Annotated in this window: 23 protein-coding genes and 2 pseudogenes; 7 read left to right on the top strand and 18 right to left on the bottom strand. The window is 72.4% G+C overall.

All coding sequences use genetic code 11. The features are described from left to right. Positions 1–69: 69 nt before the first annotated feature. From WDV06_RS06535 to WDV06_RS06525, 3 genes are all read left to right on the top strand, one after another. Positions 70–501 carry an SRPBCC family protein gene (locus WDV06_RS06535; protein ID WP_395508681.1) on the top strand — a complete coding sequence of 144 codons (432 nt, stop codon included), beginning with the start codon at positions 70–72 and terminating at the stop codon, positions 499–501. A 221-nt stretch (positions 502–722) separates the two neighbouring features. Beyond that, positions 723–1,385: an MSMEG_1061 family FMN-dependent PPOX-type flavoprotein gene (locus tag WDV06_RS06530; protein ID WP_395508680.1), complete on the top strand. Its 663-nt coding sequence runs from the start codon at positions 723–725 to the stop codon at positions 1,383–1,385. A gap of 97 nt (positions 1,386–1,482) precedes the next feature. Beyond that, positions 1,483–2,289, top strand: coding sequence for a hypothetical protein (locus WDV06_RS06525; RefSeq protein ID WP_395508679.1), 807 nt, complete (start codon positions 1,483–1,485; stop codon positions 2,287–2,289). Here the strand turns inward: WDV06_RS06525 and WDV06_RS06520 are convergent. The 6 genes from WDV06_RS06520 to WDV06_RS06495 all read right to left on the bottom strand — a co-directional run bounded on the left by WDV06_RS06520 (position 2,280) and on the right by WDV06_RS06495 (position 9,479). Continuing rightward, the gene (locus WDV06_RS06520) at positions 2,280–2,900 is read right to left on the bottom strand and encodes a hypothetical protein (RefSeq protein WP_395508678.1); all 621 of its coding nucleotides are present in this window, start codon (positions 2,898–2,900) and stop codon (positions 2,280–2,282) included. The genes WDV06_RS06525 and WDV06_RS06520 overlap by 10 nt on opposite strands. Before the next feature lie 281 nt (positions 2,901–3,181). After that, positions 3,182–4,273: a hypothetical protein gene (locus WDV06_RS06515; RefSeq protein ID WP_395508677.1), complete on the bottom strand. Its 1,092-nt coding sequence runs from the start codon at positions 4,271–4,273 to the stop codon at positions 3,182–3,184. 77 nt (positions 4,274–4,350) lie between these two features. Next, complete coding sequence (locus WDV06_RS06510) at positions 4,351–5,421, bottom strand: hypothetical protein (RefSeq protein WP_395508676.1); 1,071 nt, start codon at positions 5,419–5,421, stop codon at positions 4,351–4,353. A 524-nt stretch (positions 5,422–5,945) separates the two neighbouring features. Next, entirely contained in the window at positions 5,946–7,739 is a 1,794-nt protein-coding gene (locus WDV06_RS06505) for a hypothetical protein (protein ID WP_395508675.1), read from the bottom strand. A gap of 229 nt (positions 7,740–7,968) precedes the next feature. Beyond that, positions 7,969–8,613 (bottom strand): NADPH-dependent F420 reductase, encoded by a 645-nt coding sequence (locus WDV06_RS06500; protein WP_395508674.1) that lies wholly within the window; start codon positions 8,611–8,613, stop codon positions 7,969–7,971. A gap of 53 nt (positions 8,614–8,666) precedes the next feature. Further along, complete coding sequence (locus tag WDV06_RS06495) at positions 8,667–9,479, bottom strand: inositol monophosphatase family protein (RefSeq protein WP_395508673.1); 813 nt, start codon at positions 9,477–9,479, stop codon at positions 8,667–8,669. Positions 9,480–9,604: 125 nt separating this feature from the next. On the opposite strand from WDV06_RS06495, the gene WDV06_RS06490 reads away from it, so the two are divergent. Continuing rightward, positions 9,605–10,609, top strand: a complete 1,005-nt coding sequence (locus tag WDV06_RS06490; protein ID WP_395508672.1) for a LysR family transcriptional regulator — start codon at positions 9,605–9,607, stop codon at positions 10,607–10,609. Here the strand turns inward: WDV06_RS06490 and WDV06_RS06485 are convergent. The 5 genes from WDV06_RS06485 to WDV06_RS06465 form a co-directional block, all read right to left on the bottom strand. After that, a complete protein-coding gene (locus WDV06_RS06485; protein WP_395508671.1) occupies positions 10,560–10,877 on the bottom strand; it encodes a hypothetical protein in 318 nt (105 codons plus the stop codon). The genes WDV06_RS06490 and WDV06_RS06485 overlap by 50 nt on opposite strands. Before the next feature lie 253 nt (positions 10,878–11,130). Beyond that, positions 11,131–11,526, bottom strand: coding sequence for a hypothetical protein (locus WDV06_RS06480; RefSeq protein ID WP_395508670.1), 396 nt, complete (start codon positions 11,524–11,526; stop codon positions 11,131–11,133). Between the two features lie 227 nt (positions 11,527–11,753). Further along, the gene (locus tag WDV06_RS06475; RefSeq protein ID WP_395508669.1) at positions 11,754–13,874 is read right to left on the bottom strand and encodes a hypothetical protein; all 2,121 of its coding nucleotides are present in this window, start codon (positions 13,872–13,874) and stop codon (positions 11,754–11,756) included. Positions 13,875–13,884: 10 nt separating this feature from the next. Next, positions 13,885–14,889, bottom strand: a complete 1,005-nt coding sequence (locus WDV06_RS06470) for a hypothetical protein (RefSeq protein ID WP_395508668.1) — start codon at positions 14,887–14,889, stop codon at positions 13,885–13,887. Continuing rightward, positions 14,886–15,371 (bottom strand): hypothetical protein, encoded by a 486-nt coding sequence (locus WDV06_RS06465; RefSeq protein WP_395508667.1) that lies wholly within the window; start codon positions 15,369–15,371, stop codon positions 14,886–14,888. Before WDV06_RS06465 ends, WDV06_RS06470 begins: the two co-directional genes overlap by 4 nt. A gap of 352 nt (positions 15,372–15,723) precedes the next feature. Here WDV06_RS06465 and WDV06_RS06460 point away from each other — a divergent pair, with 352 nt between their 5' ends. Continuing rightward, the gene (locus WDV06_RS06460; protein WP_395508666.1) at positions 15,724–16,359 is read left to right on the top strand and encodes a VOC family protein; all 636 of its coding nucleotides are present in this window, start codon (positions 15,724–15,726) and stop codon (positions 16,357–16,359) included. 100 nt (positions 16,360–16,459) lie between these two features. On the opposite strand, the gene WDV06_RS06455 is transcribed toward WDV06_RS06460, so the two are convergent. Further along, entirely contained in the window at positions 16,460–17,200 is a 741-nt protein-coding gene (locus tag WDV06_RS06455) for a class I SAM-dependent DNA methyltransferase (protein WP_395508665.1), read from the bottom strand. Positions 17,201–18,095: 895 nt separating this feature from the next. On the opposite strand from WDV06_RS06455, the gene WDV06_RS06450 reads away from it, so the two are divergent. Continuing rightward, a complete protein-coding gene (locus WDV06_RS06450) occupies positions 18,096–18,554 on the top strand; it encodes a hypothetical protein (RefSeq protein ID WP_395508664.1) in 459 nt (152 codons plus the stop codon). A 16-nt stretch (positions 18,555–18,570) separates the two neighbouring features. Here WDV06_RS06450 and WDV06_RS06445 read toward each other — a convergent pair whose 3' ends face one another. From WDV06_RS06445 to WDV06_RS06420, 6 genes and pseudogenes are all read right to left on the bottom strand, one after another. Further along, entirely contained in the window at positions 18,571–18,984 is a 414-nt protein-coding gene (locus WDV06_RS06445) for a hypothetical protein (protein ID WP_395508663.1), read from the bottom strand. Between the two features lie 56 nt (positions 18,985–19,040). Beyond that, on the bottom strand, positions 19,041–19,214 hold the full coding sequence (locus tag WDV06_RS06440; protein ID WP_395508662.1) for a hypothetical protein: 174 nt from the start codon (positions 19,212–19,214) through the stop codon (positions 19,041–19,043). Next, the gene (locus WDV06_RS06435; protein WP_395508661.1) at positions 19,211–19,675 is read right to left on the bottom strand and encodes a hypothetical protein; all 465 of its coding nucleotides are present in this window, start codon (positions 19,673–19,675) and stop codon (positions 19,211–19,213) included. The genes WDV06_RS06440 and WDV06_RS06435 overlap by 4 nt, the downstream gene beginning before the upstream one ends. A 91-nt stretch (positions 19,676–19,766) precedes the next feature. Beyond that, entirely contained in the window at positions 19,767–20,432 is a 666-nt protein-coding gene (locus tag WDV06_RS06430; RefSeq protein ID WP_395508660.1) for a hypothetical protein, read from the bottom strand. After that, positions 20,429–20,593, bottom strand: a pseudogene (locus WDV06_RS06425) (DUF2199 domain-containing protein); the annotation flags it as partial. The pseudogene WDV06_RS06425 and the gene WDV06_RS06430, both read right to left, overlap by 4 nt. A gap of 100 nt (positions 20,594–20,693) precedes the next feature. Beyond that, entirely contained in the window at positions 20,694–21,767 is a 1,074-nt protein-coding gene (locus WDV06_RS06420) for an alpha/beta hydrolase family protein (protein ID WP_395508659.1), read from the bottom strand. Positions 21,768–21,851: 84 nt separating this feature from the next. Here WDV06_RS06420 and WDV06_RS06415 point away from each other — a divergent pair. Then, a pseudogene (locus WDV06_RS06415) lies at positions 21,852–22,047 on the top strand (ArsR family transcriptional regulator); the annotation flags it as partial.

Genomic DNA, 22,047 nt, shown 5'->3' with positions numbered 1-22,047 from the left:
TCCGACACGCGGGCGAGGCCGGAAGACACGTACATACCCGGAGGCAGCCGTCCCGCCGAGGAGGCGACGATGATCCACGTAGTGCGCACGATGCTCGTTCCCCGCCCGATGCAGGACGCCGTGAACTACTTCGCGGACTTCGCGCACGCTCAGGACTGGGACCCCGCGACGGTCTCGTGCGTCCGCCTGGACGGCGGGCCCGTGGAGCCGGGCGCGCGGTGGCGCAACGTCTCGCGCTTCCGCGGACGCACGAGCGCGCTGGTCTACCGGCTCGACACCCGGGAGGCCGACCGCCTGGTGTTCACCGGGGAGAACGCCTCGGTCCGCGTCACGGACGAGCTCCGGTTCGCGCCCGCGTCCGGGGACGTGACCCGGCTGACCTACCGTGCGGCTTTCGGTTTCAAGGGAATCGCCCGCCTGGCGGCCCCGTTCCTGCGCCGGGAGGTCGACCGCCTCGCCGACGACGTCGCCGCCGCCGTCCCCCGTACGACGGCTCCCTGACACCCGCCGCACCAGCCCCGTGCAGGCATCCACGGAAGGCAGCCCTGCCGGGTCCCTCCGCCCCCGCGCTGGGTGCGCGCCAACGCCGCAGGCCCCCCGCCGACCGAGCCGCACGGCGAGGCGTGACGAGGAGGCGGTAGCCACCCCGCGTGGGCACAGCGCGTACGCACCAACAGACATTGACCCGTCGTCAGGCCGGCCCGTCCCTTAGGGTCGCTGGCATGACGACGACACACCTCTCGACCAGCGCCTACGACTCGCTTCGCAAGGACGCCGTGTCCGACCTGGAGACGCTGCGCCAGACCTATGCGGCGCCCAACGACACCGCCGTACGCAAGCAGATGACCGAACTCACGGAGCAGACCCGGCGCCTGATCGGCTGCTCATCGCTGGTCCTGGTGGCCAGCGCGGACGCCGAGGGCAACTGTGACGTCTCCCCGCGCGGCGGCCCCGCCGGATTCGTCTCCGTCCTGGACCCGCGGACGGTGGTCATACCCGACGCGACCGGCAACAAGCGTCTGGACACCCTCCAGAACGTGATCGCCACCGGACGGGCGGGGCTGCTCTTCCTCATCCCCGGGCGCACCACGACCCTCAGGGTCAACGGCCGGGCCTGTGTCTCCACCCGGCCGGAACTGCTGTCGCAACTGACCGCCGTGGGCAAGCCCCCGGCCAGTGCGCTGGTGGTGGGGATCGAGGAGGTCTACCCGCACTGCCCCAAGTCGCTCCTGCGCAGCGGGGCCTGGAAGCCGGAGCAGTGGCTGCCGGCGGACGCCCAACCGACCTCGGCCGAGGTGACGCTGGCGCAGCTGCGGATGCCGGGGGTGACGATCGCGGACATCGAGCAGGCGGAAGCGGACTCGCTGAAGTACCGCTACGAGTAACGAGCCCGTGTCCGAGCCCCTGCCGGCATCCGGCCGTGAGCCCTGAGCGGCTGCCGAACATCGCTGGCCCCGCCCGTGGCAGTAGTCTGCGCTGGCCATGAACATGCAGACTTCCGACCGGAACAGACTGCCGGACGAGCCGCCGATCCGGAGGCTCTTTCGGGACGTCGTCGCCGACCGTCTGCCAGACCCGTTGCCGCCGCAGGCCGCGATGTTGTTCGACTCCTGGGTCGACCCGTTCTGGACGGACGACAGGTTCTTCCTCGGCGACTTCTACAGCGAGATCCTTCATCAGGACACCTGCCAGCCGGGCACTGCCGACGGCGTCCCCCTGCTGGCCGCCCTGGCCGTCGACGACCGGGTGCCGCCGCAGGAGCGCTTCGGTGCAATCATCCTGCTGTTCAGGACCGCCACGGTCACAGACCGCCACCTGGCCGACTGCTGGCCCCATACACCTGGGGATTCGGATCCCGTGAGCGAGGGCCGGGCCCGCACGGCGGTCCGGACCTGCACGCCCGACCTGCTTGCCCGGTGGGCAGTCGAATGCCCGGCCGTACGGCTGGCACTCGCAGGCCTCGCGGTGGTGTTCCCTACCGCCCGCACGCTACCCGCCCTGACCCCACGTCTTCGGGGCTTCGTCGAGCGGCACCCACAGGGCACCGACATCGGTGACTACGTGCGGTTCGTCCTTGTCATGGCCGCCCAGAACGACGAACGGACCCTCGCGACCGTCGAGTCCCTCACCGACGTCTTCTGGCACGGCACTTCCCGCAGAGCGCCGACACCGGCCCGAGCTCTCCACCTGCTCGGCCAGATGCTGAACCGGGTCGGATCGGGCCTCAGAGGTTCCGCGCTCCGGCGGCGGCCGAGCCGCAGAAGGGCAACCCCTCACGGCTACGCCTGAGGCGTGCGGCCGCTTCCCGTCTCCACGCCACTGAGCATGTCGTCCCGCACCCCCACGTGACGTGTCTGCGTGGCGCGCAACGCAGCTCGGATCTCACCGGGCACCCCGAGGTCATGACGCATGGCGTCTCCCATGGCGTGGATCAACGGCCAGAGAGCCTGCTGCGCTTCCGCGGCCGAGAGCAGCGTCTCGCCCACTCGTGGGTTCCCCTGTTCCTGACGCTTCACCTGCCCATAGACACGGGTCAGTGCCTCATTTACCTCCCAGGCCGCTGCGAGCACGGCACCAGGGGCAATCATGATGGCCTCGGACCAGCCATTTCGCTGACCGTCCTTCGCCTCTTCCAGCGCCCGCACGTCGTCGTCCGAGACCGCACGATCCCGCAGGACGTAGAGGTGCCGACTGAGGGCTGTGGCGAACTGCCGAGCGTCACGGTGCAGGTCGGTGTAACTCCTGCGGCGCAGTTCCCGGTCCTCGCGCGCCTCCTGGATGGCGCGGCTCAGTTCCAGCTCACGCCGCTTGGTCCGGTCGGCACCGCGCTGGGTGAGCAACGCGGCCCCGAGGGTTCCTGCAACCCCGACTATCGCGATCAGTGCCGCTCCCATGTCCATGAGCAGCACTCTAGAAGGAGGGGGACTCTCGGGTGGAGGCGGCGTTGAAGAGAAGGCCTGTGGCAATCAGGACTCCCCCTGTGGGGACACCTTTCGGTGCCGCCCCACCAGGACGGCCGCGCGACGGCGGTGCTCGACCTGGTGGCCGCCGACCACACCAGCGATGCTCGCCGAGGCCCTCATCACCGGCGCATCACCGCGCAGACCTCATCGCCTTCTCCGCCGCCGAAGGACCTGGAAGCGTCCTGGCTCACGGTTGCTGCAAAGGGGTCTTCGCGGTCTCAGGGCTTGTGGCCGTGCCGTACGTCCAGGCAGAGCGCCCAGACGTCCGAGTAGCTGCCCTGGGAGGGCGAGCCGCCGCTGTGGGTGGCGGCCGTCCAGTACGACGGGTTCGCGGTCCCGTCGCCGGCCGGGGTGCCGGCGGCGTCGCTGGGGAAGCTGCCGTTGAGGTGGGGGCCGCCCGAGGTGGCCTTGCCGAAGTCGGTCGTGGTCACGTTCCCGCCGCTGATCGCGGCGCCCCCGCTGACCAGCCGGCCCTCGCCGCGGGTGCAGCCGGCCGTCGCCGTCTGGCCCGTGGAGGCGGTGTTCGGGCCGCTGACCTCGGTGAAGCGGACCGTCGTGGAGACGTGCTTGAGGTCGATGTCGTCCGTACTGCAGATCGCGTAGGCGTAGGTCATGTTGTCCGCGCCGCGCCCGCCCCCGATCCCGCCGACCGCCGTCCAGGCGTCGGGGTCGTGCTCGCCGTCACCCGCCGCGATGGCGCCGAAGTGGTGGTCGGCATCGTTGAAGGTGGGGAAGCTTGCGATCGGCTTGAGGCTGCCGACGCTTGCCGGGGTGGTGCGGGCGCCGCCCCCGATGAGGACCGTGCCCGTCGGGCAGGTCGCCGTGACGAGCTTGGACGACAGCCCGGTGGAGGGCCCCTGGGCCTTGTTCATGACGACCTGGGTGTGCCGGATCAGGTTGCTGCTCAGGCAGATCGCGTACGGGGTGGTGGAGAAGGCGTCGCTGCTGCGGCTGCCGCTGCCGCCGAACGCCATCCAGTGCGCGGCGTCGGTTCCGACGACCCCGGGCGTGTCGACGTACTCGGTAGCGCCGTCGGCGCTGGGCACCATGCCCATCACGTGGTTGCCGTTGGACATCTCGTCACTGCCGATGGCCTGGTCGGCGCCGCCACCGGAGACGAGCCCGTCCGGACAGTCGGCGTGGGACGAGACACCGGTGAAGGGGGTCGGAGGGCCCATGGTGGGCCCGGGGCTGACGACGGTGACGTCGGCGGTCTTGGCGTGGGCGGCTTCCGGCACCGCGATGGTCAGCAGGGCGGCCAGGATCAGGGCTTTGCCTGCGGCGGTGCCCCGCCGGGGTTTCATGCTCATGGGGATCTCTCTCGTGTGTTCGTGCGGGGAGGGGGCGGTTGGCGTCCGTCGGGGTCCGGCTGCCGGCAACGGCCTTCTCAGACTCCGTCGTCGGCGCACAGGGCCCAGGCGTCGGTGTAGGTGCCGGGAGAGGACTGGCCGCCGGTGTGGGCGGACGCCGTCCAGTACGCCGCCGTGGTGGTTCCGTTGCCGACCGCGGCACCGCCGGAGGTGCTGGGGAAGCTTCCGTTGAGGTGGTCGCCGCCCGAGGCCGGACCGGTGAAGTTGGTGGTGGTCACGCTGCCCCCGCTGATCGCGGCGCCGCCACTGACCAGGTTCCCGTCGCCCTGGCCACAGCCGGCCGTCGCCGTCTGGCCGGTGCTCGCGGTGGTCGGGCCGCTGACCTCGGTGTGGCGGACCTTCACCGTGGTGCCGCCGATGCCGCTTCCGCTGCAGATCGCGTAGGCGTAGGTGTAGTCGGCGCCGTTGGCGCCGGAGTCCCAGCCGACCGCCGACCAGGAGTCGGGGTTCGTCTCCCCGTCCGCCGCGGCCTTCGCGCCGAAGGCGTGCGCGGAGTTGTTGAAGGTGGGAAAGGTCGCGATCGTCTTGAGGCTTCCGGTGTTGCCCGGGGTGGTGCGGGCGCCGCCGCCGAGCAGACGGGTGTTGGCCGGGCACGTCGCCGTGACGAGGCCCGTGGTCGCGGCGGCCGTGGGGGTGTTGGCCTTGTTCATTACGACCTGGGTGTGGGTGATCAGGTTGCTGGTGATGCAGATGGCGTAAGGGGTGGTGGCAAAGGAGGCGTTGACCTGGCCGCCGCTTCCGCCGAGGCCGAGCCAGTGGGTCACGTCGGTGCCGACGACGCCGGTGGAGCCGGTGTACTCGGTGGTGCCGTCGGAGCTGGGCGAGGTGCCGTTGACGTGGTTGCCGTTCACGCTGGAGCCGGTACCGATGGCCTGGTTGATCCCGCCGCCCGAGATCAGGCCGCTGGAACAGTCCGCGTGGGTCGATATCTCGGAGTTGGCGGAGGCGGGGCCGCTGGTGGCCCCGGGGGTCTTCACCGTCACGCTCACGCTGTTGGCGTAGGCGGCGTCCGGCAGGGCCAGGGCCAGAACGGCACCCAGGAGGACCGCCCTGCCTGTGGCGAAGCGGCGGATGAGTCGTGCGTTCATGTGGGTCTTCCCATCTGATGGGTGACGAGCGAAGGGGCGTTGCACGCGTGTGGGCCCCTCCGGGGGGGGGAGGGTGGCGCGGGCGGCGTGTGCGGTACGGAGCGGAGGAGGCGCACGGGCATCGTCGGTGCGGAGTTGCCACGGCATCGCAACGGCTGCCTGTCTCGCGGATGTACGCCGCTCAAGGGCAGACCGGGGATTCGGACCGGCCATCTCGCCGCTCTGTCCCGAGCGGCGCATGCGGACTCTAGCAGCCCTCAAGCCCGGCATCTACCCAGCTTTTTTGTACTTTCAAGTAGCAGATGCGTGGGTGGGAGTGGCGCCCGTTCCCCCCACCGAGCTCGACAGGTCTCGGCGGGCCGGGCCCCCTGCACGGGGCGGAGTCAAGCGGGCCGGGGCCTACAGCCGGCGTCCTCCGGGTGGCGGGGCCCGCAGGTGGTGGCGGGCGCCCGCGACTCCCGGGCGTCGGCGGCGACCCGGTGCGCCGTCTTCGGCGTCGGTCGGCGTGCGGGGCGGCGCCCCGGTCAGTTGGTCTTCGTGTTGCGCAGGTGGGGTCCGATGTAGCCGACGATGATCTTCTGGGTGGTGCCCTTGGTGTCGTCGAGGAAGTGGACGCGCGGCGAGGTGGCGCCCTTGCTGTCGAGCTTGAGGTGGGCCTCCATGACCGCCAGGCCCGAGGGGTTCACGGTCTCCGGGACGGGAAAGACCCGCAGGCCCCCGAACTGCTCCATCGTCGCGGATCCCTCTGCCATCGCCACCTGCTTGGCCGGCCAGCCCTGCACGCCGGGCAGCGATGCCGTGCAGAAGTCGTAGAAGGCACCCTTGAAGCCGCTCTGGGCCTGCCCGGCATAGGAGTCCAGGGCGCGCAGGGCCAGCCATGCCTTGCCGGCCCACACCCGGGCGCGGTCGTTGTCGTCGAGGTCGATGCAGGTCTCGCGGTCGGCGGTGAGCAGGACGCGGGTGAAGGTCTCGCGCCCGTCCCAGAGCTCCTCGAAGGACGTCGGCAGCGGGTGGGGTTCGTCGAGGGCGGCAGTGGCGTCTTCGTGACGGCCCTGTTGGTAGAGGCGCGAGCGCAGCTGGTCGGCTTCGGCCTGTGCACGCTGCGCTTCTTCGAGCGCTTCGACGGCGTCCTGGAGGTTGTGCAGGGCTTCCTGGCGGGTCCGGGCGAGCTGGTCTTCGAGGGAGGTGGTGGTGCGTTCGGCGAGGCGGGTGCTGGTGCGCCGCTCCTCGATCTCCTCGTCGGCGGTGCGCAGCAGGCCGAGGAGGAGGGCGTTCTCCTCGCGCAGGTGCCGTATCTCGTTGAGGGTGTCGGCGGGGACGCGCGGCTGGGGGACGGCGGTGAGGGCGTCGCGGCGGCGCTGGGTGGCGGCCTCGTCGTCGGGGAAGCGGAGGTCGCGCAGGAGCTGGGGTACGGGGGCCTGGGTGGCGTGGCGTTGGGCGGCACGGGCGATGGCGTTCCACGCGCGGTCGGCGGGATCGCGCATGCGGGCGGGGCTGACGAACCGGTGGCGTGCGGCGTCCGGGGGCCAGGCGGGGTCGGTGCCGGGCAGGAAGGTGCGTACGGCGCCGGGCGCGACCCGGTGGTGTTCGCCGATCTCGTGGCGGAAGGCGTCCACGGCGGCCTCGTCCGCGAGGAGGTAGAGGCCGGCGGAGCCCGCGCACTGCGGCATGACCTGACGCATCCGCTGCGACCAGAGGGGGTCGGGTTCGGTGGTGCGGGCGGCGACGACGACCGGGTTGTGGCGGTCGGGATCGCAGAGTACTTCGATGAGGTCGTCGACCTGGGCCCGGGCCCGCGTGACCTGGAGCGCGTGGACGGTCAGGCGGCCGCGGCCGTCCACGGGCCTGAGCTTGGCCACGAGCTTCTCGACGATGGCGGGCCGACCCGGTCGCAGACCGTCGGGGTTGCCGTTGGGGAAGCACTCCAGCGACACGGCGACCGCGGCCTTGTGTCCGGTGCCGGGCGGGGCGAGGACGGCGGTGACGGTGGTCCGCCAGGTGGCCTCGGGCCGGTCCTCGCGGAGCTGGATGCGCAGGGCCCGCTCCGCGCCCTTTTCGTCGTAGCGGGACTGGCTGGTGAGCACGGTCATGGCGTCGAGGTGGTGGACGCCGCTGGTGCTGGGGGCGTCCGGGTACCGGTTCTTCTTGGTCTTGATCCAGGTGATGGTCTCGCTGCGGACCGCCTCGAAGAGCGAACGGTCGGCGTGGGGGACGGTCAGGGCGGTGCGGAAGGCGAGCTGATCGTGGACCCCTGGCGCCGAGGGGTCCTCGGCTGGGCGTGATCGGGTGGGAAGCGGCGATGCAGAAGTCGTCAACATGGCCTCACTCATGGTCTGTTGGCCGGAAGCCTTGCGGCTCCGGCCTGCACAGAGCGTAGGCCCACCGGGCAGGCCGGGCGGTCCGTTTGGACGATCCGGAACCGTCCGGACAGCTGCGTCGGCCCGCGCGCGGTGTCAGCCGACCCCGCCGAGGCGGGGGGCGGCCGCTGCACGACGCGGCGAGGGTGGCCGGCCCGCCCCCCGGCCGGTCACACCAGGCCTTGGCGGGTCAGCGTGCGATCGAGACGGCGAAGGGCTTGAAGCCGTGCCGGCGCAGTATGTGGGGCACGACCAGGATCATGGCCTCGGTGGCGCGGGCCGTGGTGATGTCGCCGAGATCCTCGATCCGTTCGGGCTGCCAGCCCAGGTCGCCGAGCAGGCCGCTGACGGTCTTCTTCGCGTGTTCGTCGTCGCCCGAGAGATAGGCGGTCGGCGGGGTGGCCAGGGATTCGGGAGCGGTCATGACCATGAACAGCATGGTGTTGAGGGTCTTGACCACGCGGGTGTCGGGGAGCGCGGCCTGGAGCTTCTCGGCGAGGCTGCTGCCGGGATGGCACAGGTCACCGGGCAGTCCGTCAGCGGCGTCGCGGGTGGCGTTGGAGACGTCGATGAGGATCTTTCCGGAGAGCTCGGTGCGCAGGTCGGCGAGACGCTCCAGGGAGGTGTCGCCGGGCGTCGCGTTGATCACGATGTCCGCGGTGCGGGCGGTGGTGCGCTGGTCGGCGAAGGCGATCCCCGGGGCGGGCCCGGTCGTGGGGGCGGCGGTGCCTTCGGGGCTCCGGCCTCCGAGGGTGACGTGGTGTCCGGCGGCGGAGAGCTTGCCGGCGAGGTTGGTGCCGACGCGTCCGGCGCCCAGGATGCCGATGGTGGACATGACGTGGTGCTCCTTGCGGGGTGTGGGCGTGGAGTGGGAGCGGGGGTATCCGGTCAGGCGAGCGGCGCGAGGACCTTGAGGGCGGCGCCGTGGATGCCGGGGGCGGCGGCCAGGAAGTCGCGGCTGCCGGTGCTCCAGGGTTCGCCGGTCAGGTCGGTGACGGTGCCGCCGGCCTCGGAGACCAGCAGCGCACCGGCGACCAGGCCGGAGCGGACGTCGGAGAACTGCCAGAACGCGTCCATGCGTCCGGCGGCGACGTGGATGAGCTGCATCGTGGCGGGAACGGACACGCGCACGACCAGGCCGTTGACCAGCATGGCGGTGACGGAGTCACCGATCCGCCGGAACGTGCGCTCGTCCTCGCCGGGCTTGGCCTGGCCGGTGCCGATGAGCGCGGCGCCCAGGTCGGTCTTGGCGGACACCTTCAGGGGACGGCCGTTGAGGCGGGCGCCACCGCCGGCAACGGCGGTGTACGTGTCGCCCGTCAGCGGCAGGTGGACGACGGTGAGCACCGGCTGGTTGTCGCGGACCAGGGTGGCGGTGACGGCCCAGTCCTCCAGGCCGTGGACGTGGTTGATGTTGCCCTCGGCGGGGTCGACGACCCACCACTCCCCGGCCGGGAGCGCGCCGCCGGCGAGTTCGTCCTCGGCCCACTGCGACCCCGGACGGGCCCGCAGCAGCGGTTCCCGCAGCGCGTCCAGCACCGCGTCGTCGTTGGCGTGGATCTCGGCGACGACCTCGTCCAGGCTCACGCCCCGGGCGTGCGGGGTGTGGCGGTCGCGCAGTACGAGGCCGGCGGCCTCCACGACGGCGGTCACGTGGGCCAGGAACGTCGCGTCGGCGTCGAAAGGCATGGCTGTGCTCATGGCGGGCTCCCTGGGGGGATCGGTGGAGGTGGGGAAGCGGTGGCGTTGTCTCGCCCCGCACTTCGACGTTAGGCCGCCCGACCATTAACAACAAGTGCATGCTTGTCACTTGTAGAGTTACCGTCATGCAACTGGATCTGAACCTGCTCACAGCCCTGGACGCCCTGCTGGAGGAGGGCAGCGTCGCGGGCGCGGCAGCGCGCCTGCACGTCACCTCACCGGCGATGAGCCGCACCCTGGGCCGCATCCGCAAGGCCACCGGTGACCAGATCCTGGTCCGCACCGGCCGCAGCATGGTGCCCACCACCCGCGCACTGGCCATGCGCGCCCAGGTCCACGCCCTCGTGCAAGAGGCCCACCTCCTCCTGTCCACGCAGCAGGAGCTCGACCTGGCGGCACTGGACCGGGTGTTCACCGTGCGCTGGCACGACGCCCTGACCGCTGCCTGCGGCACCGCGCTGACCACCGCCGTGCTCGATCGGGCCCCCGGCGTCCGGCTGCGGCTGTCCGCCGAACCCGGGACGGACGACGCCGAGCTGCGCCGGGGTGAGGTCGACCTCGAATCCGGCTCCGGCACTCCGACGCTCCCCGACATCCGCCACCGCCTCGTCGGCAGCGACCGGCTGGTCGTCGCCGTCCGCCCCGGCCACCCGCTCACCGAGGGCCCGCTGAGCATCGAGCGCTACGCGGCCGCCGGACACCTCACCGTTTCGCGGCGCGGTCGCCTGCGCGACCCGATCGACGACGCCCTGACCGCAGTCGGCCTCGAACGACGGGTCGCCGCGGCCGGGCCCACCGCCGCCTTCGCCCTGCAACTCGCCCTCGAAACCGACCTGGTGGTCACCCTCCCCGAGGCGGTCACCCGCACGGCCCGGGAACAGCTCGGCCTGGCCACGCTGGCGCCGCCGCTCCCGCTGCCGGACGTCCCCCTGTACCTGCTGTGGCACCGGCGTTACGACAACGACCGCGCCCACGCCTGGCTGCGAGACCTGGCCACAGAAGTCGTCCGGGCGCTCTTCACGCCCCCGACCGCCTCCCCGCAGCCCCCGACCAGCCGGACGGGGGCCTCCGTCGTGCGGGTTACCAGGAGTGCCAGTGCTCCTGGTGACGGGTGCGATAGGGCTCGATGACGGTCTCGGGGTCCCACAGCGCACGCCGTGCTTGGACCCGCAGCCGCATGCGGGCCACGCGTTCCCGGAGGTTCGCGTCCTCCTTGAGGGAGGGGGAACGCCAGGCGCAGCAGTAGGCGTGGACCTCGAAGGCACGGCGGATGCGCTGGGGCCGGGGACGGCGGCCCTCCTTCGCCGCGCGGGCCTTTTCGGCGTGGGAGTAGCGAAGGCCGACGAAATCCACCCGGCGCTCGGGCTGTTGGTGGAGCTCCTGGCCCGGGGAAAGCAAGCCGCGCGCTGCGCGGCGACGTCTGCCGTACGGGGTCTGATGATGGGGAACGTGGTGGGCGGTTCGTGACACGTAGGCCTCCGCAACACGCCCCAGGACTGTCCTGGGCGCGCTACCGGAAGCCGAAGGCACTCCTCCCCCGCATCGCCCCTCGTCCTCCCCGAACCCTCTGGGCGCCTGCCGCCAGTGATGCACAGTCAGTCTGATGCTCCCACCGGCAGTCAAGGCTGCCAAGAACCTGAGAGGGGCCTGGTCAGGTTTGGCAGGGGTGCAGGGAGACGCTTTCCGATCCGACGCTGATCTGCACCCAGGAACCGTCCAGGCCGATGGGGAGGGGTGATGCCAGATCGAAGAGCACGGTCCAGTGGCCCATCTGGAGGTATGCGGCGCCGTCGTCGGCCAGGTGGAGGCGGCCACTCATGACCACCCGGTCACCTTCCTGCCGGAGTTCCGGTTCGGCGGCAGCGGCTGGCTGGGTGTTCCGGCCCCAGTGGATGTCGTCGTCGACGGTCCATTCGACGAGGTGCCGGCCGTCCGCTCCTCGCTGATCACCGCGCCAGAGCACCACGGCGGTTCCGATGGGGGTGTGAACCCGAACTGTCATGTGCTGCTGCGGGGTGCGCGGCAGGCTCTCCGTGCGAACGAACATCGCCTCATCATCCATGACGTCACGTCTCGGGACCGATGAGTTTTCGGGTGGCGGGGGTCAAGCGGCGGTGAGTCGCCGAACCGCGGGGCATCCCCCTGGTCTGAGATCCCGACGGATGAAGGGCGTGCTCCCGTAGTGCTGTCCTGGTTCGGCGGGGGTCCGTCGGGCGGGGGCACGACCCGACGATGCGTTGCCTGGCCCCGCCTGGTGACCGCCCGTCACACGCCTCAGGTCGACCGGGGTCCGGGGGGTCGGCGCAGGTGGCGGAGGTCGGCGAGGCCGAAGGGGGTGGCCGTGCTCTCCTCGGTCGCCGACGCCACCAGCACCGCTTCCAGCATCATCTCCTCCAACGAGGCCTCCCCGGTCACGCGGCGCAGGCACAGCGAGAGGATGGCCAGGGTCCGTTGCTGCGCGGCCAGCTCGGGCGAGTCCTCGGGGAGCAGGTCGACGAGTTCCGTCTGGATCTCGACCACCCGACGCAGGACGGCGTGGTCGTGCAGCTCCTCGACGCCTCCGTACAGCGCGGACGCCACTTCCTGGCGGAGCCTGATCTGCCAGCCCAGCGAGATGTGGGCGAAGGACGGGGCCGCCAGTACGCCCTCGGCGGCCGCTGACAGGACGGCGAACCGCTCCGCCGTGGGGCTCCGTGCGAACGCCTGCTCCGCCTTCTCCATCCGTGCCACGAGGGGGTCCAGGTCCGCTTCGGCGCGGCGGCGGCCGGGCTCGCGCGGGGTGGCGGGCGGGTCGGGCAGCAGGGTGTCCGGCCAGGGCTTGGCCTCGAAGTTGTGCAGCACCCGCATGACGTCCCGGAGCATCCCGTGCGAGGTGTAGAACTCCTCGGGGGCGGTCACCAGGCGGAATCGGACCTTGTCGCGCCGATCCACCAGCGCCCGGGCGGCACGCTCGGCGGTGACGCGGGCGGTGGGGACGATGAGCACGGGCGAGGAACTCTCGGGCCGCAGCAGGAGGTAGGCCACGCCGTCGAGCTCGGAGTGGGCCACCATCATCGTCACCGGTCCGCGTTCCTCGTCGAGACCCAGCACCGGCAGTTCGACGAGCAGGGCGCGGTGCGGGGTCCGGTGCTGGAGGAGGACGACACGCCGTCGTGCGGCGAGCCTGCGGTCGCCCGTCAGCACTCCGGCGAGGTCGCCGCCGCCGTCGCGCAGGCACAGGGTCGTGCCCTCGTCGAGTTCGCCGAGCCATTCGTGGAACCAGGCCGGTGACAGGTGGCAGGCGCGCTGGTCCTGCCAGGGCGAGACGAACCACAGGGCCGTGTCGCCCTTGTCGAGCCACATCGGTTTCCCGCCGACGGGCTCCACGCCGGGCACCCGGACGGGGAGGGCGTTGTGCAGCACGTCGACCAGTGGGTAGCCGTGGAGTTCGTCGGTCGGGGGGTTGACGTCCATCCGGCCGTGGGTGGCCGTGGTCGGGGTGAGGACGACCGACAGCAGGGCCGGATGCAGGCCGGGCATGTTGAGCGCCGGTACGGCCCACAGGCCGGCCAGCGTGTCCCGGTCGTGCTGCGGCAGGGCGGTGTCGGAGAGGAGGGGGCCGATCACGTTCTCCACGAGCCCGTCCACCCATGCGGGGGTCGCGACGTCGGCGGGGAGCCGGCCGTACTCCAGGGGTTCTCCATCGAGGCGTACGTGTGCGAGCAGGCCGGCGGTGGCCTCGGGGCCCGCGTCCACCGCGCGGCGCAGGTCCTCGTCGGGCAGCTCCTTCAGGGCGCGGCACAGAGCCGGGAAGCGGCGGTCCGGCCGGTTGCGCGGGACGCGCAGCCATCGCTCGGCCCGTTTCGGCCGGTGGAGCCGCTGCGGCTGCCACGCTTCCAGGACGGGGACGGCGAGTGCGAGCCGGCCCAGGGTGAGGGCGGTCTGCTCCCGGGTTCCAGGAGGCAGGTCGCGGGTGCGCAGCCACTCCAGGGCGTCGGCGGCGTCGAGGTAGGGCTGGGGGTGCCGGGCCCGGTAGGCCTCCATCGCGGCGGGCTCGACGTGCAGACCGGGCAGGAACGTCGCCACCGCCTCATGAGTGAACCGGGAAGCCTGGATGGTGGCAGCGAGCAGCCGCGCGCACCGGTCGCGCAGCGCCCCGGACTCGTAGGGGTCCATGGCGGAGGGGCTCAGGACGAGCTGGGTCCAGCCCAATGGGGTGGTCCGGAGCAGGACGTCGTGCACGGACTCGTGCGCGAGGATCTCCGTGAGCGAGTCGCCCTTGATGATCCGGTCGATGCTGACGAGGATGCGGCCGCCCCGGCAGAGTCCCGCCCAGTCCCGGCTGAAGTGCAGGTCGCGCGCGGCGGAGTCGGTGCGGGAGCGGGAGTTGGAGGCGGCGTGGGAGCGGCGGGGCATCGCGGGCCTTTCAGGGTGAGCCTTCTCCACCGGGTACGGCGGGCGGTGGGGCCGGCTCGTGTGCGTGTCCGTGTCCGTGTTCGTGTTCGTGCTGGTACGGGAGGGCGGTGAGCGGTACGCCCTGGGCCCAGAACCGGGTGAGCCGGCGGTTGAGGACCTGTTCGGCGTCGGAGTCGGGGGGCAGGGGCAGGTGCAGGGCGGTCACGAGGTCGAAGCGGTGCAGGTCGAAGGCTGCCGACAGGGTTTCGGCGTAGCCGCGGGCCGCGGCCACGGCCGCGCGGTAGGCCACCCGGGCCGCCAGGAGGAAGACGGCCGGGCTCGCCGGCCACCAGCCGTCGCTGCCGAGGACGAGGGGGACGCTCAGCAGGCCGGTGGCGCCCGCGGTCGCGCTCAGGCGGCACGCCAGGTCGAGCTGGTCGCGCCGGTCGTCGACGACGGCCCGGAGCCCGTCGCCGAGCAGGGGGTACAGCCGGGGCCACCACACCACGGCGTCCGCCCCGTAGGCGGCGCCCGCCGTCGCCTCCCCGGCGCGCAGGGTGTTGCCGAGCGCCGTGGGGAGCAGGGGAACCGTGGGTGGCGGGAAGCTCCGCGCCAGTTGCCAGGCGGCGGCCAGGATCCGCTGCCGTTCGGCCCCGGTGGGGTGGGCGGTGACGACCTCGGCCGCCCGGTCCAGGCGGTCCCGGGCACGTTCCTGGAGCTTCACCGCATACCGGGCGGCGGCGCGGGCCGGCCGCGGCCAGTACCCCTCCAACAGCCGGACGAGCGGGGCCTGAAGGGGGTGGAGGAGGACGGCGAGGAGCAGCGCGCCCAGGGCGAGGCCTGCGAGCACCGCGCCGGAATGGCCGTGCAGGCGGGACAGCGCCCGGGACACCTCGATGCCGCCGCCGGCGGCGCGGGCGGCGAGGAGCAACCCGAGGTAGGCCAGGGCGGCGTACGTGGGCAGGTAGCCGACGAGGGTGAACCGCGAGGCGGTCAGCCGGGTCATGCCGGTGGCGAGCTCGGTGGGGGCGCTCACCGCCCGGCCGTCTCGTACGGTTCCATCGGCAGCCGGTGCGCCGGGCAGGCCGGCGGGACGGCCGGGTGGCGGGCGACCAGCACGGTGGTGTCGCCGTGCGGGCAGCGGAACTCCAGCAGCGCCCAGGACACGGGTAGTCCGGGGAGGGTGGCACCGTCGCCGGTACCCAGCGCGAAACCGCCTTCGGTCTCGCGGCGGGCCGCGCCGCCGTCGCCGTCTTCCTCGCCCTCTTCCTCTTCGTCTTCGTCTTCGTCGTCCGGCTTGCCGCCGGCCTCCAGCAGCACCTCCTCGTCCCCGTCGGCGTCCACCCACCGGAACGACTCGCCACCGAGCGCGATCACCACCGCCCGCACCCCGGCCGGCGCCGAGCCGAGCAGCCGGCGTGCGATGTCGGCGTCGCCTTCCCCGAGTTCGCCCGGGAACCCGCCCCGGCGCACCCACACCATCACGTCGCCGGCCTGCTCCCCACGGACGGTCCTCATGCGTGCCCCTTCCCCCTCGGCCGCTCGCGGCCGGTACGAAGACCACATGATGCAGCGGTGTGTCGGAGCCTGTCCGGCGGTTGAGGCCACTGCTGCGGATCGGGTGCGGACGGTGCCGCGGGAGCCGAAACCCACTCGCACACCAGGTCGCCCATCGTCCATCCGTACGGTCCAGGCAGCCGACAGGTGCGAGGAGTCGTGGGCCTCGACCAGGCGGCAGCGCCGCTGCCGGGCTTCGGCCGCCGGGACGACGATGATCGATCCCCTTGCCGGCCGAATCCATGGCGGACGCGGCCGCGGCGGCGGGCGTGGCGGCGCGATATGCACGGGGTGTCGGGTGGATGATGGCGCCGTGCGACTTGATCACGTGTCCTATGCGGTGGCCCGCGACAGCTTCGTCTCGACCGTCCAGTGGATCGGGTCGGCTCTCGGCGCCGGGTTCGTCGACGGCGGCGTGCACCCGCGCTTCGGCACCCGCAACTTCGTTCTCCCGCTGAGCGGCGGCACGTACGTCGAGGTCGTCACCACACTCGACCACCCTGCCGCCGACCGCGCACCCTTCGGCCAGGCGGTCGCGCGCCGCGCCGCCGAGGGCGGCGGCTGGCTCGGGTGGGTGGTCTCCGTCGACGACATCGCCCCGGTCGAGGCCCGCCTCGGCCGTACCGCGGCCGAGGGCCACCGTGTCCGCCCCGACGGGTTCGACCTGCGGTGGAAGCAGATCGGCCTGCTGGAACTGATGGAGGACCCGCAACTGCCCTACTTCCTGCAGTGGTTGGTCCCCACCGAGGAGCGCCCGAGCGCCGACCCGCGCACCTCCACCTCCATCCACGGGGTCTCCATCGCCGGCGACGCCGCCTCCATCGCCGAATTCCTCGGCGAACCGGCCGACCACCCCCTCGACCAGATCGACGTCACCTGGGTCGAGGATGAGGAACCGGGCCTGGTCTCGGTCGAGTTCGCCACCGCCCACGGCCCGGTCACGATCTGACCCGGTCCCGACCGCCCAGGGAAGCCGCTGATCGCCCGCCGGGACACCGAGCGCTGCCAAGGCAGGCATGCCGCCGTCGCCGGCCCGGGGGGGGGCGACCTCAGGCCGGCTTGCGCCACACGGAGACGTGCTTCGCGGAGTCCTGGGTGAACGGAGACCCGTCCCAGTCCGCAACGCGGCGTTCCAGTTCGAGCCCGGCGATCCGCGCCATCAGGTCGAGCTCCGCCGGCCAGGCGTACCGGTGCCGGGAGTTCTCGCGGCGGTAGTGGCCGTCGTCGCCGTCGCGGGTGAAGTGGTGCGAGACGAGCACCTGCTCGACCAGGTCGAAGGTGTCGAAACCGAGATGCCGCTGGGAGACGTCGAACGGCACCGCGACCTGGCCGGGCGGCAGAAGCCGCAGCGGCGGCACACCCAGCTCGATGACGAAGCGCCCGCCGGGCTCCAGATGCCGTGCGGCGTTGCGGAAGCACTCGACCTGCTCGTCCTGCGTGAGCAGGTTCGAGATGGTGTTGTAGACGAGGTAGACCAGGGTGAACCCGCCGGGAACGACGGTGGTGGCCATGTCCCCGATGACTACCGGGAGGGTGTCCTCGTCGATCTTGCGCCGCAGCACCGCAGCCATGTGCTCGGACAGTTCGATGCCCGCCACCGGCACGCCGCGTTCCCGGAGCGGGACTCCCACCCGTCCTGTTCCGATGGCGAACTCCAGCGCCCGGCCGTCTCCGGCGAGCTCGGCGAGGAAGTCGAGGGTCGGCCCGAGAACGGCAGCCGAGGACGCCTCGGCCTCCTCGGCGTCGTAGCGGTCGGCGGTCGCGCGGGTCCACAGTTCACTGCTCGTCACGGGTGGCCACTGTGCCGGGTACCGGGGGACGCTGTCGACGCATTTACGCGCTCCGCGGCTCAGCGTGCACGCCCTACCCGGACGCTGCCTCCGGACCTGCGTTCAGCAGGTGGGGATCGTCCCGGAACCGACCTTGACGTTGCCGGAGTAGATCCAGCCTCCAGCCTCTCCGCCCATCGGTGTCGGGGGTTGCCGTTCCAGTCGTCCCCCGGAGCCCTTGCTTGCGGGCACCGACTGTGCTGATGGGCCCGGCCGGTCGTGGAGCCGACCGATACCGTCCCGAGCCGACGAACCGCTCATGGGCCGAACCGCCCGCCACGCCCCTGGGGTTCGAGCAGGTCTCGTCTCCGCCGCACCAAGGGCCCGGGCTCCAGCCCCTTCAGTAGTCACCATTCGTCCCCGTCTCATGGCAGACGGTATGTTTCGGCGGTGGCGTTCTCCTCGATCGGCCTCTCGGCGGCCACCATGGCCACGATCCTGCTGTCGTTACCGCAGCCCGGACCGGCCCTCCACCAGGCTCCGCAAACGTGTGTGCCGTCCGGACAGGACTCCCGGGGGCGGTCCTCCGTCGACCAAGGTGTGATCGCCTGGGAGGACGAGACCGTCTTCGGCGACGCCCGCACCTACGCGGTAGGCCAGTGGACCAGCGGCAACCTCAAGCACGTCACCTTCCACCCGGACACCGCCTCGGAAATCGCCGACCTGGAGTGGAACGACACCCGCTCCAGCGGCGGGGACTGGAAGAACGTCCTGGCCCGCTGGACCGGCCTGCCGGGCACCGACAGCGTCACGTCGCCTCCATCATGTGGGCCGACAACGCCGAGGCGGCCCGCGCCGGGATCGACCAGATCACCAACACCGACCGCACCGCCTACCACCAGCTGTGGGGATGACCATGCGCAAGCCCCTCCTCATCGCCGCCGTCTCCGCGGGCGCCGCGGTCGCCCTGGCGGGCGGCGCGTGGCTCGGCTGGGACCAGTACCGCACGGCACACGCCACGACCGAGTCCGTGCACGCCTTCGACACCACCGACCCGGCCCTGGTCGCCCCCGAGGCCACCGCCGTCTTCACCGGCACCGTCCTGGAAGACCTCGGCCGGCGGACCGTCGAAGGCCTCCCTTCCGACGCCTACCGCGTACGCGTCAACCGCGTCCTCAAGGGCAGCGCGGCGGGCGAGATGCTGGTCAGCCAGAGCGACGAGACAGAGCACAAGTACCAGGTCGGCCAGACCTACATGTGGGCCACCAATCCCGCGACCCGGCCTGAGGAGGGAGTGGCACAGCTCTACGACGCCGACCCCCGGCCGGCCGACGACGCGGACATCGCCGTCTGGGCCGCGGCCGTGAAGAACTGACGTCGGCGCCAGCCGGTCACAGTCTGAACAGGACCCCGCGCCAGGTCCATCCGGAGCCGAGGACGGCCCTCTGCAGCGGGACCCGCATGTCCCGGGTGCCGAAACGGAACGTCTCGACCTTCCCCTGGCTGCCGTCCGCCGCCTTCCTGCCCTCCCACTGCCGGTACACCATGTCCGAGGGCCCGCGTCCGTACTGCCGGTTCGCCCCCTCGGACGTCGGCGCCCACCGCTCCTCAAGGACCCGGACGGCGTGCGTCCCGGCGTCCAGGCGCATCCGGGTCCGGAGGGTGACGTCCAGCGAGGGGATGACGCACTCCGCGACGAGATCCGCACCGCCGTCCTGCGGGGTGGCCTCGCGGACCGTGAACCGCGCGTCCGGTCCGGCGGCCGCGAGCAGTGCGGCCCGGACCTCCCCGGCGGACCTCGGCACGACACCGCCGCGCGGGTGGGCCGTACCGGCCAACTTGTCCCTGAGCCGCCCCACCGCTACGCGCCCGTCCCGGCGAAGTCCTGGAAGTCGCCGAGGGCTTGGGCCAGGTCCGCCTGGGACTGGATGAGGTCGCGGCGCGCTCCGCCGGCGACGGCCTGGAAGGCCAGCCGCTGGGTCTGCGCGGGCACGGCATAGCCGACCTCACGCCGCTGGACCTGCGGTGTCCTCACAGGTCGCTCAGCTTCGACTGCGAGGCCCGGAACTGGTCGCGGATGCCGGTGTCGTTGCGCGCGAACAGGCCCGAGGCGCCGCGCAGGGCGCCCTTCTCCGCCGAGAGGCGGCCCATCAGGACCTTCACCTGCTTGTCCCAGGTCTCCGCCACCGTCTTCAGGCCGGCCGCCGTCTCCCAGCCCTCGAAGCCCTTCTGGGCCGTGCTGGTGGCGTCGTCCGCGACCTCGGTGGCCTTCTTGGTGTTCGGCTCCAGCTCGGTCTCGATCGTGCCGGCCGCTTCCTGCTTCTGCTTCGGTGTCGAGGCGAAGTCCCCCGGGCCGGCGCCGAGTCCGGGCACCGGTCCGGGTGCGGGCCCGCCCGAGGGCTCCGTCGGCACGTGGTTCAACCGCATGCCGATCTGCTCGTCCGCACCCGCTGTCTGCCCGGCGGCCGCCTGTCCGTGGCCGAAATCGTCTGGCATGCTCGCGCCTCCCCCGTCAGAAGGTCCTGATCATATGCTCGGACCCGGCACGCGGGGCAACCGACCCGCGCGCCAGTTCCGCGCCCGCGGGTCAGCCGCCGTGGAGACCCCACGCGTCGAGCCCCCCGTAGATGTGCGCTTCGAGGCATTGCGGGGCGTCAAGGCCCACGGCCTCGCCTCGGTACAGGGCGACGAGTGAGTCCTTGCCACGCCACCAGGCATCGGTCACGCCCTGCACTTCGGGCACCGGCTCGTAGCCGCCGAGGTCCAGTGCCGCGGCGGCCTCGCCCCTGAGCCGTGTGACGTTCTTGGCCCAGCGACGGGCATGTGCGGCGAGCGCCAAGGACTCCACCCACCCGGCCGTGCTCGCATGCAGGGGCGTCCAGTGGTCCGCGTCGATCCCGAAGGCCCCATCGGGGCCGATCACGAACCCGTAGGCCATGGACACCCGGCAGTCCCCCGCCGGGAACGACCAGCCCTCCGCGGCCGACCCTTCGGGGCAGTCGGCGTCCAGGACGCGCGGGCCGCCCTCATAGAACGGGGCCGGCGGGAGGGCGAGGCCGCCCCAGCGGTCCTGGAAGGCCGCGGCTCGTTCGATCTCCGCATCGGGGATCCCGTGTCCGATCCACGCGTCGCGGTGCCGCCGGATGTCCCGTCGGCGCAGGCGGATGCCGTCTGCCTCGACGAACGACTGGGCTCGGCGGCTCAGGCCGGCGGGACCGACCGGGAGGGGCGATAGGCAGTCGTCAGCCGTCACTTGGTGCTCTCCCCGTCAATGGAGTGGCGCACAGCCGCCGCGATCTCCCGCACGCGGTCCAGGGTAATGCCCGTGCGCTGTTCGACGGCGAGGGGGTGGTCAGGGGGCTCCAGCTCGACGAAGGGGCGCTGACCGACCGGGCGGGTGTGCACGTGCGTCTTCTATCGCTGGTCATGGCGGTGCAGCCTGGTCTTCCGCCTGCGGGGCCGACAGCGGTGTACGGGCCAAGGGCGGCCTTGACCGCTGCTGCGGCTGCTCCCGCTACCGCAGGTGGCGGGTGAAGAAGGCTCCCAGCCGGCGCCGTACCTGAGCCAGTGTCACCGCGGGGTCGCCGGAGCCGACGAGCGCGTCCCGTGCCGTCGCCGTCACCAGGCCCGCTGCCTGGAGGCGGGGGACGAGGGGGCCGTAGTCGGTGAACGCCCAGTGGTTCGCGGCGGGGAGCAGCGCGCGGTGGCCGGGGAGGCCGGCCCAGGACGACTCGATACGGGCGGCCCCGTCGAATCCCTCGGTGCGGAACAGGAGGAGCGGCCGGGTGAAGCCGGCCGGCGTCGGGTACAGGTCGAGATAGCCCTCCAGATTCGCCACCGCGCACACCCGGCGGTCGGCCTGCGCCGCATACACCGCCGCCGCGCCGCCCGCGGAGTGCCCGTACAACCCGATCCGGCGCACGTCCATGACCGGGGCGAGCGGCAGGGCACCGAGCCGGTCCAGGACCAGGCGGAGGTCCGCGATGCGCGTGTCCGTCATCGTGCGAAAGGTCGCCGGGTCCGGCGGCCCGGTCAGGACGGTCGTGCGGAGCCCGGTCGGCAGCTCCACCTGGGAGGCGTCACCGGGGTGGTCGACGAGCACGACCACTCGGCCGTGGCCGGCCAGGTCCTCGGCGAGGGTCGTGCCGAGGGTGCGGGAGTCCCCGCCGCCGGGTGAGTACACGAGGACCGGCCGCCGTCCGGGCAGCGGCGGCGCACCCGCGTACCCGTGGGTCAGGACCGCGCCCCAGTCCACGGTTCCGGGCTGCGGCAGCCCGGGGTGGACGCGGGGCGCGAGGCCGGCGAACGCCTGTGCCTCGGCCCGGGTGAGCTGCGGGGCCCGGGAGAGGCCGCGTACCGATCGGGCCGGGTACAGGACGGTCAGCATCAGCTCCCGTATGCCGCCGACCCACGGGTCCGTGCGGGCCGGGTCCGTCAGGTGCACCGTCCGCATGCCCACGGGGTACGGGCCTGAGGGCGCGGGCAGCCGCAGGGCCGGCCCGCTGCCGGAGGCGGACGCGGCCGTGGGCAGGAGGGCGGCGGCACCTGCGCATAGGGTGCCTTTCACAAGGGTGCGTCGAGAAGTCATACGGCCATCCTTGGGGCCGGCCCGCCAGGACGCGAAGGTTCAGGCCCTGGCCGAAAGGCTGGCGCGGGGAGAGGAGTTGTGCGGGTGCTGCGCGTGCACTTCACCGCCGAGGACCTCACCCGCATCCGGTTCGCGCGCCGCCCGGCGCCGCTCCAGGAGCTGCACGCCGCCTTGGCGACGGCCGTGGCCCACAGTGGCGGGCCGCTGTTCGCACCGTGGCGCGGCCGCGTCCTGCGCTCCCTGCCCGCCTCCGCCGGCCCGCTCGCCGACCTCGCCCCGG

The organism is Streptomyces racemochromogenes (genome assembly GCF_044129415.1).
GTDB classification, from domain to species: domain Bacteria; phylum Actinomycetota; class Actinomycetes; order Streptomycetales; family Streptomycetaceae; genus Streptomyces; species Streptomyces racemochromogenes_A.
This window is presented reverse-complemented; position numbering and strand designations above follow the sequence as displayed.